Annotated in this window: 14 protein-coding genes and 3 tRNA genes; 11 read left to right on the plus strand and 6 right to left on the minus strand. The window is 32.9% G+C overall.

The features are described from left to right. Nucleotides 1-13: 13 nt before the first annotated feature. The 3 genes from clpB to fahA form a co-directional block, all read right to left on the minus strand. Nucleotides 14-2,617: an ATP-dependent chaperone ClpB gene (gene clpB / locus BUE95_RS06435; RefSeq protein WP_073582665.1), complete on the minus strand. Its 2,604-nt coding sequence runs from the start codon at nt 2,615-2,617 to the stop codon at nt 14-16. Nucleotides 2,618-2,836: 219 nt separating this feature from the next. After that, the gene (locus tag BUE95_RS06440; RefSeq protein WP_073582667.1) at nt 2,837-4,018 is read right to left on the minus strand and encodes a hypothetical protein; all 1,182 of its coding nucleotides are present in this window, start codon (nt 4,016-4,018) and stop codon (nt 2,837-2,839) included. A 147-nt stretch (nt 4,019-4,165) separates the two neighbouring features. Further along, nucleotides 4,166-5,455 carry a fumarylacetoacetase gene (fahA, locus tag BUE95_RS06445; protein ID WP_073582669.1) on the minus strand — a complete coding sequence of 430 codons (1,290 nt, stop codon included), beginning with the start codon at nt 5,453-5,455 and terminating at the stop codon, nt 4,166-4,168. Between the two features lie 112 nt (nt 5,456-5,567). Between fahA and glyA the strand changes: the two genes are divergently transcribed. Then, nucleotides 5,568-6,842 carry a serine hydroxymethyltransferase gene (glyA, locus tag BUE95_RS06450; protein ID WP_073582671.1) on the plus strand — a complete coding sequence of 425 codons (1,275 nt, stop codon included), beginning with the start codon at nt 5,568-5,570 and terminating at the stop codon, nt 6,840-6,842. 72 nt (nt 6,843-6,914) lie between these two features. Here the strand turns inward: glyA and BUE95_RS06455 are convergent, their stop codons facing one another. After that, nucleotides 6,915-7,865 carry an FKBP-type peptidyl-prolyl cis-trans isomerase gene (locus BUE95_RS06455; protein WP_073582673.1) on the minus strand — a complete coding sequence of 317 codons (951 nt, stop codon included), beginning with the start codon at nt 7,863-7,865 and terminating at the stop codon, nt 6,915-6,917. 81 nt (nt 7,866-7,946) lie between these two features. Between BUE95_RS06455 and BUE95_RS06460 the strand changes: the two genes are divergently transcribed. The 3 genes from BUE95_RS06460 to BUE95_RS06470 are packed head-to-tail and all read left to right on the plus strand — an operon-like array spanning nt 7,947 to nt 9,407. After that, entirely contained in the window at nt 7,947-8,336 is a 390-nt protein-coding gene (locus BUE95_RS06460; protein WP_073582675.1) for an RNA-binding S4 domain-containing protein, read from the plus strand. A 1-nt stretch (nt 8,337) separates the two neighbouring features. Further along, entirely contained in the window at nt 8,338-8,904 is a 567-nt protein-coding gene (locus tag BUE95_RS06465; RefSeq protein ID WP_073582677.1) for a methyltransferase domain-containing protein, read from the plus strand. 8 nt (nt 8,905-8,912) lie between these two features. Beyond that, complete coding sequence (locus tag BUE95_RS06470; RefSeq protein ID WP_073582679.1) at nt 8,913-9,407, plus strand: phosphoribosyltransferase family protein; 495 nt, start codon at nt 8,913-8,915, stop codon at nt 9,405-9,407. Here the strand turns inward: BUE95_RS06470 and BUE95_RS06475 are convergent. After that, nucleotides 9,399-9,914 carry a shikimate kinase gene (locus BUE95_RS06475; RefSeq protein WP_073582681.1) on the minus strand — a complete coding sequence of 172 codons (516 nt, stop codon included), beginning with the start codon at nt 9,912-9,914 and terminating at the stop codon, nt 9,399-9,401. The two genes, BUE95_RS06470 and BUE95_RS06475, sit on opposite strands and share 9 nt — an antisense overlap. A gap of 129 nt (nt 9,915-10,043) precedes the next feature. Between BUE95_RS06475 and BUE95_RS06480 the strand changes: the two genes are divergently transcribed. The 7 genes from BUE95_RS06480 (at nt 10,044) to BUE95_RS06510 (ending at nt 14,216) form a co-directional block, all read left to right on the plus strand. Beyond that, a tRNA-Lys gene (locus BUE95_RS06480) sits at nt 10,044-10,116 on the plus strand. Nucleotides 10,117-10,144: 28 nt separating this feature from the next. Beyond that, a tRNA-Lys gene (locus BUE95_RS06485) sits at nt 10,145-10,217 on the plus strand. A gap of 45 nt (nt 10,218-10,262) precedes the next feature. Next, a tRNA-Leu gene (locus BUE95_RS06490) sits at nt 10,263-10,345 on the plus strand. 130 nt (nt 10,346-10,475) lie between these two features. After that, nucleotides 10,476-11,375, plus strand: a complete 900-nt coding sequence (locus BUE95_RS06495; RefSeq protein WP_073582683.1) for a MerR family transcriptional regulator — start codon at nt 10,476-10,478, stop codon at nt 11,373-11,375. Between the two features lie 54 nt (nt 11,376-11,429). Next, entirely contained in the window at nt 11,430-12,890 is a 1,461-nt protein-coding gene (locus tag BUE95_RS06500; RefSeq protein ID WP_073582685.1) for a phytoene desaturase family protein, read from the plus strand. Nucleotides 12,891-12,897: 7 nt separating this feature from the next. After that, nucleotides 12,898-13,737: a phytoene/squalene synthase family protein gene (locus BUE95_RS06505; protein ID WP_073582687.1), complete on the plus strand. Its 840-nt coding sequence runs from the start codon at nt 12,898-12,900 to the stop codon at nt 13,735-13,737. A gap of 35 nt (nt 13,738-13,772) precedes the next feature. Continuing rightward, the gene (locus tag BUE95_RS06510) at nt 13,773-14,216 is read left to right on the plus strand and encodes a sterol desaturase family protein (protein WP_073582689.1); all 444 of its coding nucleotides are present in this window, start codon (nt 13,773-13,775) and stop codon (nt 14,214-14,216) included. Between the two features lie 69 nt (nt 14,217-14,285). Here the strand turns inward: BUE95_RS06510 and dnaK are convergent, their stop codons facing one another. Further along, nucleotides 14,286-16,172: a molecular chaperone DnaK gene (gene dnaK, locus BUE95_RS06515; RefSeq protein ID WP_073582691.1), complete on the minus strand. Its 1,887-nt coding sequence runs from the start codon at nt 16,170-16,172 to the stop codon at nt 14,286-14,288. Between the last annotated feature and the right edge of the window lie 104 nt (nt 16,173-16,276).

A 16,276-nucleotide genomic window follows, 5' to 3' on the forward strand; every position in this document is an offset into this window, starting at 1 on the left:
ATGACAAACGCTTTTACTTCATCAATTCACTCTGATTTCTAAATACCAAATGCCCGTCGAAACTGTCCAATAAAATAATGCTATCAGTAGTTACCTTACCTGATAATATTTCTTTTGAAAGTTGATTCAATACTTCGCGCTGAATTACACGTTTTACTGGTCGCGCTCCAAATTGAGGATCGTAACCTTTTTCCGCTAAATACACTACCGCTTCTGGAGTGGCATCCATGGTAATGTGTTGCTGTGCCAACATTTTAATCACACTCTTCAATTGTAATCCTACAATTTCTTTAATGTTTTTATCAGTCAATGGGGTAAACATTACAATTTCATCGATACGGTTGATAAACTCAGGCCTTACGGTTTGTTTTAATAAACCAAGAACTTCTGTTTTTGCCGCTTCAGTTGCTGCTTCGATTCCACCTTTTAAATTCTCGAATTTCTCTTGAATGATGTGACTTCCCATATTCGAAGTCATAATGATAATCGTATTTTTAAAATCCGCTACACGACCTTTGTTATCGGTTAATCGACCTTCATCTAATACTTGTAATAAGATATTAAATGTATCAGGATGTGCCTTTTCAATTTCGTCTAACAATACTACTGAATACGGTTTTCTTCTTACCGCTTCGGTTAATTGTCCACCTTCATCATAGCCTACATATCCTGGAGGTGCACCAACCAATCGGCTTACCGCATGACGTTCTTGATATTCACTCATATCAATTCGGGTCATTGCGTTTTCATCGTCGAATAGATACTCGGCTAATGCTTTTGCTAATTCGGTTTTACCAACACCAGTTGTCCCTAAGAATAAGAACGAACCGATTGGCTTTTTAACATCTTGTAAACCAGCACGACTTCTTCTAACGGCATCACTAATCGCTTCAATAGCTTCTTCTTGACCTACTACTCTGCGATGTAATTCATCTTCTAATTTGAGTAGTTTTTCTCTTTCGCTTTGCAACATTTTAGTTACCGGAATTCCTGTCCATTTGGCTACCACTTCTGCAATATCATCGTGTGTTACTTCCTCTTTTATTAAGGAATTACCAGCTTGATTTTCTGCTAATTGTGTTTGTAAAGCATCTAATCGTTCTTGTGCTTCTTTTATTTTTCCGTAACGGATTTCAGCTACTTTTCCGTAATCGCCATTTCTTTCGGCTTGTTCCGCTTCTAATTTGAAATCTTCAATTTCTAATTTTACCGCTTGAATATTATCTACAACATCTTTTTCTGATTTCCATTTGGTGAAAATTTCGTTGCGTTCTTCTTTTAAATTCGCTAAATCTAAACCAAGTACTTTTAATTTAGTTTCGTCATTCTCACGTTTAATGGCTTCGATTTCGATTTCCAATTGCATGATTTTTCTATCCAAAACATCTAGTTCTTCTGGTTTGGAATTGATTTCCATACGCAATTTTGAAGCCGCTTCGTCCATCAAATCGATAGCTTTATCTGGCAGAAATCGATTGGTAATATAACGTTGCGACAATTCAACCGCAGCTATAATAGCGTCGTCTTTGATACGCACTTTATGATGTGTTTCATATTTTTCTTTAATACCACGTAAAATCGAAATGGCACTTTCGGTATCAGGTTCGTCGATGTTTACTTTTTGAAAACGTCTTTCTAACGCTTTGTCTTTTTCGAAATATTTTTGGTATTCATCTAAAGTCGTCGCTCCAATAGCACGTAATTCGCCACGAGCTAAGGCTGGTTTTAAAATATTGGCTGCGTCCATAGCACCTTCGCCACCGCCAGCACCCACTAAAGTGTGAATTTCGTCAATGAAAAGCACGATATCACCTTCGGCTGAAGTTACTTCTTTCACTACGGCTTTCAAACGCTCTTCAAATTCTCCTTTGTATTTGGCACCCGCAATTAACGCACCCATATCTAAAGAATAAACAATTTTATCTTTTAGATTTTCGGGAACGTCGCCGTCAACAATTCGATGCGCTAAACCTTCTGCAATAGCGGTTTTACCAACACCGGGTTCTCCAATTAACATTGGATTGTTTTTGGTTCTACGAGTTAGGATTTGTAGCACTCTACGAATTTCTTCATCGCGACCAATTACTGGGTCTAACTTGCCGTTTCTTGCTAAATCATTTAGATTTTTAGCGTATTTATTTAAGGAATTATAGGTTTCTTCTGCAGAAGCTGAAGTTACTCGTTCTCCTTTTCTAATTTCGGAAATTGCTGCTTCCAAACCTTTTTCGGTAACGCTTTGGTCTTTTAAGATTTGCGCTACTTTACTTTTTGATTTGAAAATAGCTAAAATCAAATGTTCGATAGAAACATATTCATCGTTCATTTTTTTCGCGACGATTTCCGCTTCGGTAAGCGTTGAAGATGCGCTTCTAGAAAACATTAAATCGCTACCCGTAACTTTTGGAAAACTCTGAATGGTACTGTCCAATACTTTTTTGAAAAGATCTACATTGACATTCAATTTTTTTAAAATGAAAGGCGTAACGTTTTCGTCTACTTCTAAAATTCCTTTGAATATATGTTCGTTTTCAAGCTGTTGGTGCCCAAAACTTTGTGCAATCTGCTGTGCTTGTTGCAAAGCTTCTTGCGATTTGATTGTAAATTTGTTGCTATTCATATTCTTAATTAATCCTTTTTAGTGAGTTGTTTGGTAAGGATTATTCAATATATGTTCCAATCTTTAAAAGATGTCAAAATGTCTTTATTTTCGGTATTTTGGAGTTGTTTTGATGTCAAAATGACATTTATAATTGCTTTTTGGAGTTAAAACATTTATAAAGTTACAAAAAAAGACAGTATCGCTAAATACTGTCTTCTTTTAATTAAGTTAAAAAAATTACCTTCTAAACTTATTATTAGTAATAATCCCTTTAAGTTTTATTTTTAAATCTTCACCAGTATCATAAACCATTTGTTCGTTACTAGGGAACGGAACAGCTCTTCGATCAAAATATTGATAGTAATCTTCTTCACAAGCACGTTTATCTCCGTTATAGTTGGCGTAGATATAATCAAAAATAAATTCACTAGTTACAGGAAAAGCATCAATTAATTGATTGGTTCTAAAATCTAAATAATCCACTTTAGCTGTTACTTGGCATGACTTAAATTGTGTAAACTCATAAATACTAACTTTAATGGTTTTCATATTATCCACTTTAATTGGATTTCCTAAGCTGTCTTTTACTGCATTTCCATTATTATCTAAAAGGGTTTTAACACCATCTTTGATTTGCTTTTCTTTAACAAATTGTTTTTCTCTAACTTGTTCAGGAGAAATATTTATTTGTCTAAAATTTACAATCATTCCAAAATCATAGTTAATCCCTTTTTGTTTATTGTTATGGTATACCGTCCATTTATCATTAATACCATAAGTACTAAAATCCAACAAATCATCTTGTAAACGAGCTGGAATTACCATATTGGTCTCGTTTTTAGTAGATACGTGAACAAAATCAGTTCCTTTTAATTGAGCCTCATCCATCAAAGCACGAACATCTTTGTAGTTAGGATTTAATTTATCTAAATAGGCCAAATCATCATAAGCTTGTCTGAAATCCATTTTATTTTTGGAAGTCATTAATTTTTTGGCATTAGCATATAAAAATCCCGAAAGATTATTTTTACTACTAATTATTTCATCCGAATAATCGTCCATCGGAAAAATAGCATTTCTACCTTCTTTCAATAATTGAAGTGGTAAAAGAGGTTTGATTCTTTCTTGACGATTATGCAATTGGTTGTAAAGATTAAAGATTCTCTCGTAATTTGTTGGATTATTCTCTTTAATCAACAAATTCAATGACTCTAAATCTCGTTGTTTCGCTTTTGCGAAAGCTTCCTCAAGTAAATAAACATAATCCTGTTTTCCTTTAGAATTTTTATTGGTTCTTAGTGCATCAATCGCATTATTAATAGCACCATCGTAATCACCATTACTTAACATAGACTGGGTCTGTTTTACCCCACAAGAAACAACGAAAAGCGAAAAGATTAATAAAGTAATTTTCTTCATAAATTGATTATTTTGACAAAGATAAAATTTTTTTATAGCTATTAGCTTTTGTCTGCTTTTATCTTTTTGTTTAGTTGTTCAAAACAAAAAGAATGCCATAAAAAAATCCGAATGAAATTTCGGATTTTAAAACATGGTAAGAAAATACTATTCTATTTTTAAATCAATTGCTGGTAGTAATTTACTAGAGACTTCTCCAAAACCGATTCTAACTTTATCATTTTTACAAAAACCTCTAATAATAACAGTATCATTGTCGTTAATGAATTTACGTTCAGAACCGTCTTTCATTTTTAGTGGTTTTTGCCCTCCCCATGTTAATTCTAACATAGAACCAAAAGAATCTTCAGTAGGACCAGATATTGTTCCACTACCCATCATGTCTCCCGAATTTACTCTACATCCATTAATGGTATGATGGGCTAATTGTTGCGCCATTGACCAATACATATATTTAAAATTTGAACGAGAAACAACGGTTTCTTCTGAATTTTCAGGTTTAATTAAAACTTCTAAATTGATATCAAATGCTTTTTCTCCTTTTTGTTGTAAATAAGGTAATGGCACTGGTGATTGCTCCGGTCCTTTTGTTCTAAAAGGTTTAAGAGCGTCTAAAGTTACAATCCAAGGAGAAATTGAAGAAGCAAAGTTTTTTGCTAAGAATGGCCCAAGTGGCACATACTCCCATTTTTGAATATCACGTGCACTCCAATCGTTAAATAGGACCATACCAAAGATATGTTCTTCCGCTTCTTCCACAGGAATTGGTTCCCCCATTAAATTTGCATCAGTAGTTATAAAGGCTGTTTCCAATTCAAAATCAACTAATCTTGATGGACCAAAAACGGGCATTGTCTCTCCATTTGGCAACGTTTGTCCATAAGGTCTGTGTACTGGAATCCCAGAAGGAACAATCGTTGAACTTCTACCGTGATATCCTACTGGAATATGAAGCCAATTTGGCAAGAGAGCATTTTCAGGATCTCTGAACATTTTCCCCACATTTGTTGCATGCTCTTTTGAGCTATAGAAATCGGTATAATCTCCAATTTGTACTGGTAAAAGCATTTCAATATCTTCTACTTTGAAAATAACAACTTCTCTATGATCCTTATTATCCCTTAAAAGGGAATTATTTTCATCAAAAAGTTCTGCTAATCGATTTCTTACCAAACGCCAAGTTTTTCTTCCGTCAGAAATAAAATCGTTTAAGGTATCTTGCATAAACATATCATCTGTAAGCTCAATGCCATCAAAATAACCTAATTGCTGTAAAGCCCCCATATCGATAGCGCAATTTCCAATTCTTGTTCCAATAGTGATTACATCCTCCTTGGTAATAAAAACACCAAAAGGTATATTCTGGATAGGAAAGTCACTATTTTCAGGAACTAGAATCCATGATTTTCTGTTTGGATCGTTTGCTATATTTGGCATAATTATATTGTTAGTTTATTGTTGAAAAAATCTGAATCAAATATAAAATTATCTAGCAATGTAACAAACCTTTTTCGTAATTTTGACCTAATTTTAACGAATATTTATTGCAATGGAACGCGACGAACAAATTTTTGACCTAATTCTTGATGAACAAGACAGACAAATTCACGGAATCGAATTAATTGCTTCTGAAAACTTTGTAAGTGACCAGGTGATGGAAGCTGCAGGTTCATGTCTAACAAACAAATATGCTGAAGGATATCCTGGCAAAAGATATTATGGAGGTTGTGAAGTAGTAGATATCGTAGAACAAATTGCAATTGACAGAGCTAAAGCTTTGTTTGGTGCCGCATATGTAAACGTACAACCTCATTCAGGTTCTCAAGCAAATACAGCTGTTTTTGCAGCTTGCTTAAAACCAGGAGATACGATTTTAGGTTTTGATTTATCACATGGCGGCCACTTAACACACGGATCTCCCGTTAACTTTTCTGGGAAACTTTATCGTCCAGTTTTTTATGGAGTAGAAGAGCAAACAGGAATTTTGAATTATGATACGATCCAAGAAATCGCTTTAAGAGAAAAACCAAAAATGATAATTGCAGGGGCATCGGCTTACTCTCGTGACATGGACTTTAAACGTTTTAGGGAAATTGCAGATAGTGTTGGCGCTTTATTATTAGCTGACATTTCTCATCCTGCTGGTTTAATAGCAAAAGGATTATTAAATGACCCTATTCCACACTGTCATATCGTAACAACAACAACCCACAAAACATTAAGAGGTCCAAGAGGAGGAATGATAATGATGGGAAAAGATTTCGAAAACCCTTGGGGGTTAACTACTCCAAAAGGAGAAATTAGAATGATGTCACATGTTTTAGACATGTCGGTATTCCCAGGAAATCAGGGTGGGCCTTTAATGCATATAATTGCTGCTAAAGCAGTAGCTTTCGGGGAAGCATTGACCGATGAGTTTTTCCGCTATGCGATGCAAGTGAAGAAAAATGCCCAAGCAATGGCAGATGCTTTTAACAAAAGAGGCTATAAATTAATTTCAGGAGGTACTGATAATCACATGATGTTAATTGATTTAAGAAACAAAGGGATTTCCGGAAAAGATGCTGAAAATGCATTAGTAAAAGCTGAAATTACAGTGAATAAAAATATGGTACCATTTGATGACAAATCACCTTTTATCACTTCTGGTATTCGCGTTGGAACTCCTGCAATTACTACAAGAGGCTTAGTAGAAGAAGACATGGAAACAGTAGTCGCTTTGATTGATAAAGTATTAATGAATCATACAGATGAATCTGTTTTAGAACAAGTAGCTGAAGAAGTAAATGATTTGATGAGTGAAAGAGCTATGTTTGTTTTTTAAAATCATAATATAAAATAAAATAGGGTTTGCATTAAAAAATGCAAACCCTATTTTATTTTCAATCGTTAACTATTAATTACAACTTGAATCCAAATGCTTTTTCATGGAACTATTTGGACATGTCGGAATTAAATCAAATGGATAATAGGTAATCACACCATTAGTATTGATTTGTATCTCTCGTTTAGTCAAAAAACCATCTGCATCATCGTCCATATCTAGAAAATCTGGAATTTTATCGCCATCAGTATCATCATTGAAATAATCATTATCGTTATTTAAATCCTCATATTTACTCAAAACTTTATCACCGTCATGATCACGTTCCCTTACACTAAAAAGTTTAATTTGAAATACAATAGGAGAATAAGCAGGTATATTAGTTCTCGATGCAGAAAAATAAGCCAATCCTGAAGGAATAAAAACAATAATATTTCCAAAATCATTTCTAGTAACAGAGCCGTCAGGATTTACCGTATTAGAAACTTCTGTGCTAATTTCTTTTAATATTTGCCTGAATCCCGAAATTGAAGAATTTGGATTGGGATATGAAAACCAAGTACCAGATTGGTTTTCGTCAAAAACTACATTTGACATGTTCCATCCTCTATAAGCAACTAAAGTAGAATCGACACTTTTAGGTGTCACCCCCCCGCCTTGATTTAATTTAATGTAAAATAATTTATAATCTACTTCATCATCAACCCTACCGTCTGTTGCTAAAGAAACCCTAGCATCATTCTTAACTGTTATTGATGGAAAAGTAAGCCCACCATCAGGTGAGTATTGATCCCAAATAGAGGTTTGTGTTCCTCCTTCTGGTATTTTAGTAACTGTTGCATTATTATCAGCATCAAATTCTATGTAATTCGTTTTTAAATAATTTACGATTTCGGTCTCATCTTCCTCGTAAACCTCAGGAAATGGCCTATTCTCTATAACAGTGGTGTTATCATCTGGACGACAAGATGTTAAAAAAGAAAAAAATGTTGTAAAAAAAATTATTTTTAAAAGACTTCTCATTATTCGTATAAATTTATGGGTGCAAGATACAATTTTCATTTATTTTTGTATTGATATTAACATGGATTTTTGAATTATATTATGCGAATAGATAAAATTTTATGGTGTTTACGATATTATAAGACCAGAAGTATAGCTACAGAAGCCGTAAAAAAAGGACACATAACGGTGAATGGTCAAACAGCAAAGGCTTCTAGAGAAGTATTTCCTTCAGACAAAATCACATTACGCAAGGACCAAATCAATTATAAACTAACTATTTTAGAGGTTCCACAAAGCCGTCTGGGAGCAAAATTATTAGACATTTATCGCAAAGACGAAACTCCGAAAGAGGCTTTTGAACATTTAGAATTGCTAAAATTATCAAAAGAGCATTACAGAGCAAACGGAACTGGTCGTCCCACTAAAAAAGAAAGAAGAGATATCGATGATTATTTAGATGACAATATCGAAACGGAAGAATTTGAATAAGATGAATTACTGGGAAGAACGCTATCAAAAAGGAGAAACAGGTTGGGATACCGGCTCGATTACAACTCCTCTAAAAGAATACATTGACCAATTAACCGATACGAATTTAAAAATTTTAATTCCAGGTGCAGGAAATGGTTATGAATTTGATTATTTAATTGAAAAAGGATTTCAAAATGTTTTTGTGATTGATATTGCAGAAACGCCACTAAATAATATCAAATTTAGAAAACCAGAATTTGCTTCACATTTAATCCATTCCGATTTTTTTGCCTTAGATACAACTTTCGATTTAATCTTAGAACAAACGTTTTTCTGTGCCTTACCATCTGCAATGCGTCCAAAATATGTAACTAAAATGGCTTCACTTTTAAATCCGAAAGGAAAATTAGCGGGACTATTATTTGACTTTCCATTAACAACAGAAGGTCCGCCATTTGGAGGTTCTGTAACCGAATATTTGAATCTATTTTCAGATAAATTCAACATAAAAACACTAGAAAAAGCTCATAATTCAATAAAGCCACGAAAAAATAAAGAACTCTTTTTTATCTTTGAAGTCAAATAACAACACTAATGGAAAATATCATTTTAACACACGAAGAAATCAAACACAAAACCAAACGTATTGCTTACCAAATTTACGAAACCTTCGTTAATGAAGAGGAAGTAATTTTGGCTGGAATTGCTAACAACGGATTTATCTTTGCTGAAAAAATAGCTGCAGAATTAGCTTTAATTTCGGATTTGAATGTAACACTTTGTGAAGTTAAAATCAACAAACAACAGCCACAAGATGCTGTAACAACTTCTATAACTCCAGAAGACTATAAAAACAAAGCCTTAGTCTTAATTGACGATGTTTTGAGTTCTGGAACTACCTTAATTTATGGCGTAAAACACTTTTTAGAAGTACCTCTAAGTAAATTCAAAACAGCTGTTTTAGTGGATAGAAATCATAAAAAATACCCTGTAAAAGCAGATTTTAAAGGATTATCACTGTCAACTTCCCTACAAGAACACATCCAAGTAGTTTTTGAAGAAAACAACTCATATGCTTATTTAAGCTAATAAAGCCTGAATTTCATTTGCAATTTGCTCGACCGACTTATCATCTACATTGACTATTTTCGTTGCTTGATGATAATAAAAGTTTCGGTCGAATAAATGTTTATTGATAAAATCTTTTAAATTAACTTCATCTTGATTGTGAAGCAATGGACGTTGGGCTTTCTCTTTTATCAATCGACTTACTAATGTAGCAACTGATGCTTTTAAATAAATTGAAAACACCCCTTCCTGACGTAAAAGTTCGTGATTGTTATAATAACATGGCGTACCTCCTCCTAAACTCAAAATAAAGTGTTCTTTTTTATCCAAAAAGTTATTCAATGTATCATTCTCTTTTTTTCGAAAATATATTTCACCTCTAGTTTGGAACAATTCAGAAATCGAAATTTGAGTTTCTTTTTCTATTTCTTGATCCAAATCATAAAAAGGAATTTGTAGCTTCTCAGCCAAAAAAGCACCTATTACCGACTTACCACAACCCATGTAACCTAATAAAACTATTTTCATAAATAAATAATCCCTTATAAATTAAAGGGTTAAGAAATTAATTGTAAAAAAATACAAATTTATAAGAAATTCCCATTGCAAAATAAATAAATGTTTATATATTTGCACCCGCATTCAAGGAAATAAAATGACTTGGTAGCTCAGCTGGTAGAGCACATCACTTTTAATGATGGGGTCCTGGGTTCGAATCCCAGCCAGGTCACTACAAAATCTTATTTTTTGAATGCACCGACTTGGTAGCTCAGCTGGTAGAGCACATCACTTTTAATGATGGGGTCCTGGGTTCGAATCCCAGCCAGGTCACAAAAATTATTCAAGACGTTGCAATGCAACGTCTTTGTTATTTAAGGCCAAGTGGAGAAACGGTAGACTCGCCATCTTGAGGGGGTGGTGCTCGTAAGGGCGTGAGGGTTCAAATCCCTCCTTGGTCACAAAAAATCTATTTTTAAACTCCATCCTTTTTTGTCTAACTAAAACAAAAAAATCATTAAACATTTTTTAATGTAAAAATTTTTTTGTTCGATTTTTTTATTACTTTTGTTAAACAAAAATAAATGAAAGATGAACAATGTTAAAAATGTTTTCAGTATCAAAGATTTAGAAAATCTTTCAGGAATAAAAGCACATACTATTCGTATCTGGGAAAAAAGATATGATGTTTTGGAACCAATGCGATCAGATACTAATATCCGTTCATACGACATCAAAAACTTACAGAAACTTTTAAACATCGTATTACTTCATAATTACGGCTATAAGATTTCAAAAATTTCTCAATTAACACAAACCGAGTTAAATAAGTTAGTCAATGAAATTATATCTGAAAAAAGTGCTAAAAATCACGCAATAAGCACTTTTAAAATGGCAATGATGAATTTTGATCAAGCCCTTTTCTTTAACACTTATAATAATCTTCTAAGTGAAAAATCATTTAAAGAAGTCTTTTACACAGTATTCATACCTTTAATGCAAGAAATTGGTTTTCTATGGCAAACAGATACTATTTCTCCAGCTCACGAACATTTTATTTCATACTTAATCAAACAAAAATTATTAATTAATACGGAAAAAGTTCAAATTTTAGAACCAACAAAAAGCGATAAAGTCTTTGTACTTTTTTTACCATCTAATGAAATCCACGAATTAGGATTAATGTATTTGAATTATGAAATTTTACTCAATGGATATCAAAGTATTTATTTAGGAGAGAGCGTACCTGTAGACAGTTTAATCGACTTAAAAAACTATTTTGAAAAAATAACATTTGTTAGTTATTTTACTGTCGAACCAAAACAAGACGAAATAAATGACTACATAAAAGAGTTTCATGAAAAAATAATAAAAGACTCCCAACACGAAGCTTTTTTGATAGGCAGAATGACCGAATATATTGACCAAAAATCCTTAAACGAAAATGTTAAAGTCTTTAAAAGTATTGAAGAATTAACATATATGCTTTAAAATATTTTTTTTGTTTAATTTTTTTTATATATTTGTTAAACAAAAATAAGAATCGTGTCAAAAAAAATAGCAATTATAGGCTCAGGATTTTCCTCACTAGCTGCATCCTGTTATCTTGCAAAAGCGGGTAACGAGGTAACCATTTATGAAAAAAACGAAACAATAGGCGGCAGAGCGCGTCAACTTAAGAAAGAGGGATTTGTTTTTGACATTGGTCCAACATGGTATTGGATGCCAGATGTTTTTGAAAGGTTTTTTGGGGATTTTAACAAAAAACCTTCTGATTATTTTGAATTAATCAAATTATCACCTGCATATCAAGTTTATTTTAATACTTTAGATTTTGTAACGATTGCCGACAACTTACCCCAAATAATAACAACTTTTGAATCTATAGAAAAAGGAAGTGGTAAACAATTGGAACAATTCATGTCTGAAGCAAAAAGCAATTATGATATAGCTATTAAAGATTTAGTTTACAGACCAGGTGAATCTCCTTTAGAGTTAATAACTTTTGAAACGGCTCAAAAAGTAAATCAGTTTTTCAGTAATATATCGAAAGATGTAAGAAAACGATTCAAAAATAAAAAATTAGTTCAAATCTTAGAATTTCCTGTTTTATTTCTTGGTGCTAAACCAAGTGATACACCTTCTTTTTATAGTTTCATGAACTTTGCCGATTTTGGTTTGGGAACATGGCATCCAAAAAATGGCATGTATTCTGTCGTACTAGCGATGGAAAAATTAGCAAAAGAACTAGGCGTAAAAATAGAAACAAATGCTAATGTAGAAAAAATTGACATTACAAACGGAAAAGCAACAGGTATTCTTGTAAACAATAAAATCACGTTGGCAGATATTGTCTTAAGTGGAGCAGATTACCATCATTCTGAATCATTATTAGATGAAAATTATAGACAATATTCTGAAAACTATTGGTCTAAAAAAACTTTTGCACCATCATCGCTTTTATTTTATGTAGGGTTTGATAAAAAATTGAATAACGTAGAACATCACTCATTATTCTTTGATGTTGATTTTGATATTCATGCTGAGGCTATTTATGACAACCCAAAGTGGCCAAAAGATCCATTATTTTATGCAAGTTTTCCATCAAAGACAGACGCAAATGCAGCTCCAGAAGGAAAAGAAGCTGGAATTTTCTTGATTCCTATAGCACCTGGCATTGAAGACACTACTGCTTTAAGAGAAGAATATTTTGAAAAAATAATTACTAGATTTGAAAAACTTACGAATCAGGAAGTCAAAAAAAGTATTATCTTTAAAGAATCATTTTGTGTTAACGATTTTATTAAAGAATACAATTCTTATAAAGGCAATGCTTATGGCATGGCAAACACACTATTACAAACTGCATTTTTAAGACCAAAATTGAAAAGTAAAAAAGTTAAAAACTTATATTTCACAGGTCAATTAACGGTGCCAGGCCCAGGTGTTCCCCCTGCTCTAATTTCGGGTAAATTAGTTTCAGATTTAATTGAAAAGTATAAATAGTATAAACATGAAATCGATTTTTGACCACGTATCTTTTGATTGTAGCGTTAAAGTTACAAAAGCATACAGCACTTCCTTTTCTTCTGCTGTAAAAATGTTGGCGCCAAGTATCCGACAAGATATCTATAACATTTATGGATTTGTTCGTTTTGCCGATGAAATTGTTGATACTTTTCACGATTATGATAAAGAAGCCTTATTCAATCAATTCGAAAATGATTTGAAGCTAGCCATTTCACAAAAGATTAGCCTAAATCCAATTTTAAATTCATTTCAAAATACTGTTCATAAATACGATATTCCTAATGAGCTAATAGAAGCTTTTATGAAAAGTATGAAATTAGATTTGTTTAAAACTAAATACACAACGGTAGAGGAATATAATGAATACATTTACGGTTCAGCAGATGTTGTTGGATTGATGTGTTTGAAAGTATTTGTAAACGGAGACACTGATAAATACGAAGAACTAAAACATGCTGCAATGCGATTAGGATCTGCTTTCCAAAAAGTAAATTTCCTGAGAGACTTAAAAGCAGATTTTGAAGATTTAAGTAGAACCTATTTTCCAAATACCGATCTTACAAAATTAGATGAAACAAGCAAGCACCAAATTATTGCTGAAATTGAAGAGGATTTTAATGCTGGCTTTTTAGGAATTCAAAAATTACCGTTAGAGGCTAAGTTTGGAGTATATACAGCGTATATTTATTATAAAAAATTATTAAGCAAATTAAAAAAAACACCTTCTTTAGAAATAAAAAATACTCGAATAAGAGTTCCAGATTATCAAAAAGTTGGGCTTTTAGCCAAATGTTATCTTAATTACAGATTAAACATTTTATAATTAAAACTATTTCTAAATTAAATTTAAAAAATATTATGTGGATTCACTTTTTAGTTTTCATTGTTACCTTCTGTTTTATGGAATTCATGGCATGGTTTAGTCATAAATATATCATGCATGGTTTCTTATGGAGTTTACATGCAGATCATCATAAAAAAGATCATGATTCATGGTTTGAACGTAACGATGCTTTTTTTATTTTTTATGCAGTGGTAAGCATTGGCTGTTTCTTATTATGGCAAAAAAACATTTTAGAGATTGGCCTAGCCATAGGTCTAGGAATTTTCGCTTATGGTTTGGCTTATTTTCTTGTACACGACATATTCATACATCAACGGTTTAAATTGTTTAGAAATGCGAACAACAGATACGCAAAAGCAGTAAGAAGAGCCCACAAAATGCATCACAAGCACATAGGAAAAGAAGATGGAGAATGTTTTGGAATGCTAATAGTTCCTCTAAAATATTTCAAAAAATAATTTTAATTTTAAAAATTAAAACCGAATCAATTACTTGATTCGGTTTTTTTATAAAGAAACTATATTATTTTATTTCACTTCTTCAAAATCTACATCTTGAGTTTGATCTCCCGAAGCGTTTGCTTGTGGTTCTGCTTGTGCTGCTCCACCTTCTGCTTGAGCTTTGTACATTTCCTCAGAAGCATTTTTCCAAGCCTCATTTATTTTATCTAAAGCTGGTTGAATCGTTGCTACTTCTTTTGTTTCATAAGCCGCTTTTAATTCTGTCAAAGCACTTTCAATAGTATTTTTATTCGCTTCAGATAATTTATCACCAAACTCACCTAATTGCTTTTCCGTTTGGAAAATCATGGAATCAGCTTCATTTAATTTATCAACTTTCTCTTTAGCTAAACGATCTGCTTCTGCATTCATTTCAGCATCTTTTTTCATTCTTTCGATTTCTTCTGGAGTTAATCCTGAAGAAGCCTCTATACGAATATCATGAGATTTTCCTGTTCCTTTGTCTGTTGCTGATACCTTAATAATTCCATTGGCATCTATATCAAATGTTACTTCAATTTGAGGAACTCCTCTTGGTGCTGGTGGAATACCATCTAAATGGAAACGACCAATTGTTTTGTTATCGTTTGCCATTGGTCTTTCTCCTTGTAATACATGGATTTCTACCGATGGTTGGTTATCAGCTGCTGTTGAGAAAACTTGAGATTTTCTAGTTGGGATTGTTGTATTCGATTCAATCAATTTTGTCATTACACTTCCCATAGTTTCAATACCTAATGAAAGTGGCGTAACATCTAACAACAATACATCCTTAACATCTCCAGTTAAAACCCCACCTTGAATTGCAGCTCCAATTGCTACCACTTCATCAGGATTAACTCCTTTTGATGGTTTTTTACCAAAGAATTTTTCTACTTGTTCTTGGATAACAGGGATACGAGTCGAACCTCCCACTAAGATTACCTCATCAATATCAGAAACTGATAAACCTGCATCTTTCAAAGCTTTAGCAACTGGCTCCATAGAACGTTTTACTAAAGATTCAGCTAATTGTTCAAATTTAGCTCTTGTTAATGTTTGAACTAAGTGTTTTGGTCCAGAAGCCGTAGCTGTTACGTATGGCAAGTTGATTTCTGTTTGAGCAGAAGCTGATAATTCAATTTTAGCTTTCTCAGCTGCTTCTTTTAAACGTTGTAATGCCATTGGATCTTTACGTAAATCAACACCTTCAGCAGCATTGAAATCGTTAGCTAACCAATCGATAATTACTTGGTCAAAATCATCTCCACCTAAGTGTGTATCTCCGTTTGTAGATAATACTTCGAAAACTCCGTCTCCTAATTCTAAGATAGAAATATCAAAAGTACCACCTCCTAAATCGTAAACTGCGATTTTTTGGTCTTTTCCTTGTTTGTCTAATCCATAAGCTAAAGCTGCTGCCGTTGGCTCATTGATAATACGCATAACCTTTAAACCAGCAATTTCACCAGCTTCTTTTGTAGCCTGACGTTGTGCATCATTAAAGTAAGCTGGAACAGTAATAACGGCTTCAGAAACTGAATGACCTAAATAATCTTCAGCTGTTTTTTTCATTTTTTGAAGTGTCATTGCAGACAATTCTTGTGGTGTATATAAACGACCATCGATATCAACACGAGGTGTATCGTTGTCTCCTTTTACCACTTTATAAGCTACTGTTGAAGCTTCTTTTGCACTTTCAGTGTACTTGTTACCCATAAAACGTTTTACCGAAGCAATCGTTTTTGTTGGGTTGGTTACTGCTTGTCTTTTTGCCGGATCTCCAACTTTAATTTCTCCACCTTCTACAAATGCAATTACAGATGGCGTTGTTCTTTTACCTTCTGCGTTTGCAATTACAACAGGTTCTCCACCTTCCATTACAGCCACACATGAGTTGGTTGTTCCTAAGTCGATTCCAATAATTTTACTCATTTTTATACTTGTTAAATTTTAAATTTCAATTTTAAACTCGATAATCCTAATTCAATGATTATGCCATTACTAAAAAAAAGAGGATTTGACAGAAATCAGCTTTT

The organism is Flavobacterium cucumis (assembly GCF_900148835.1).
In the GTDB taxonomy this organism is placed as follows: Bacteria; Bacteroidota; Bacteroidia; order Flavobacteriales; family Flavobacteriaceae; genus Flavobacterium; species Flavobacterium cucumis.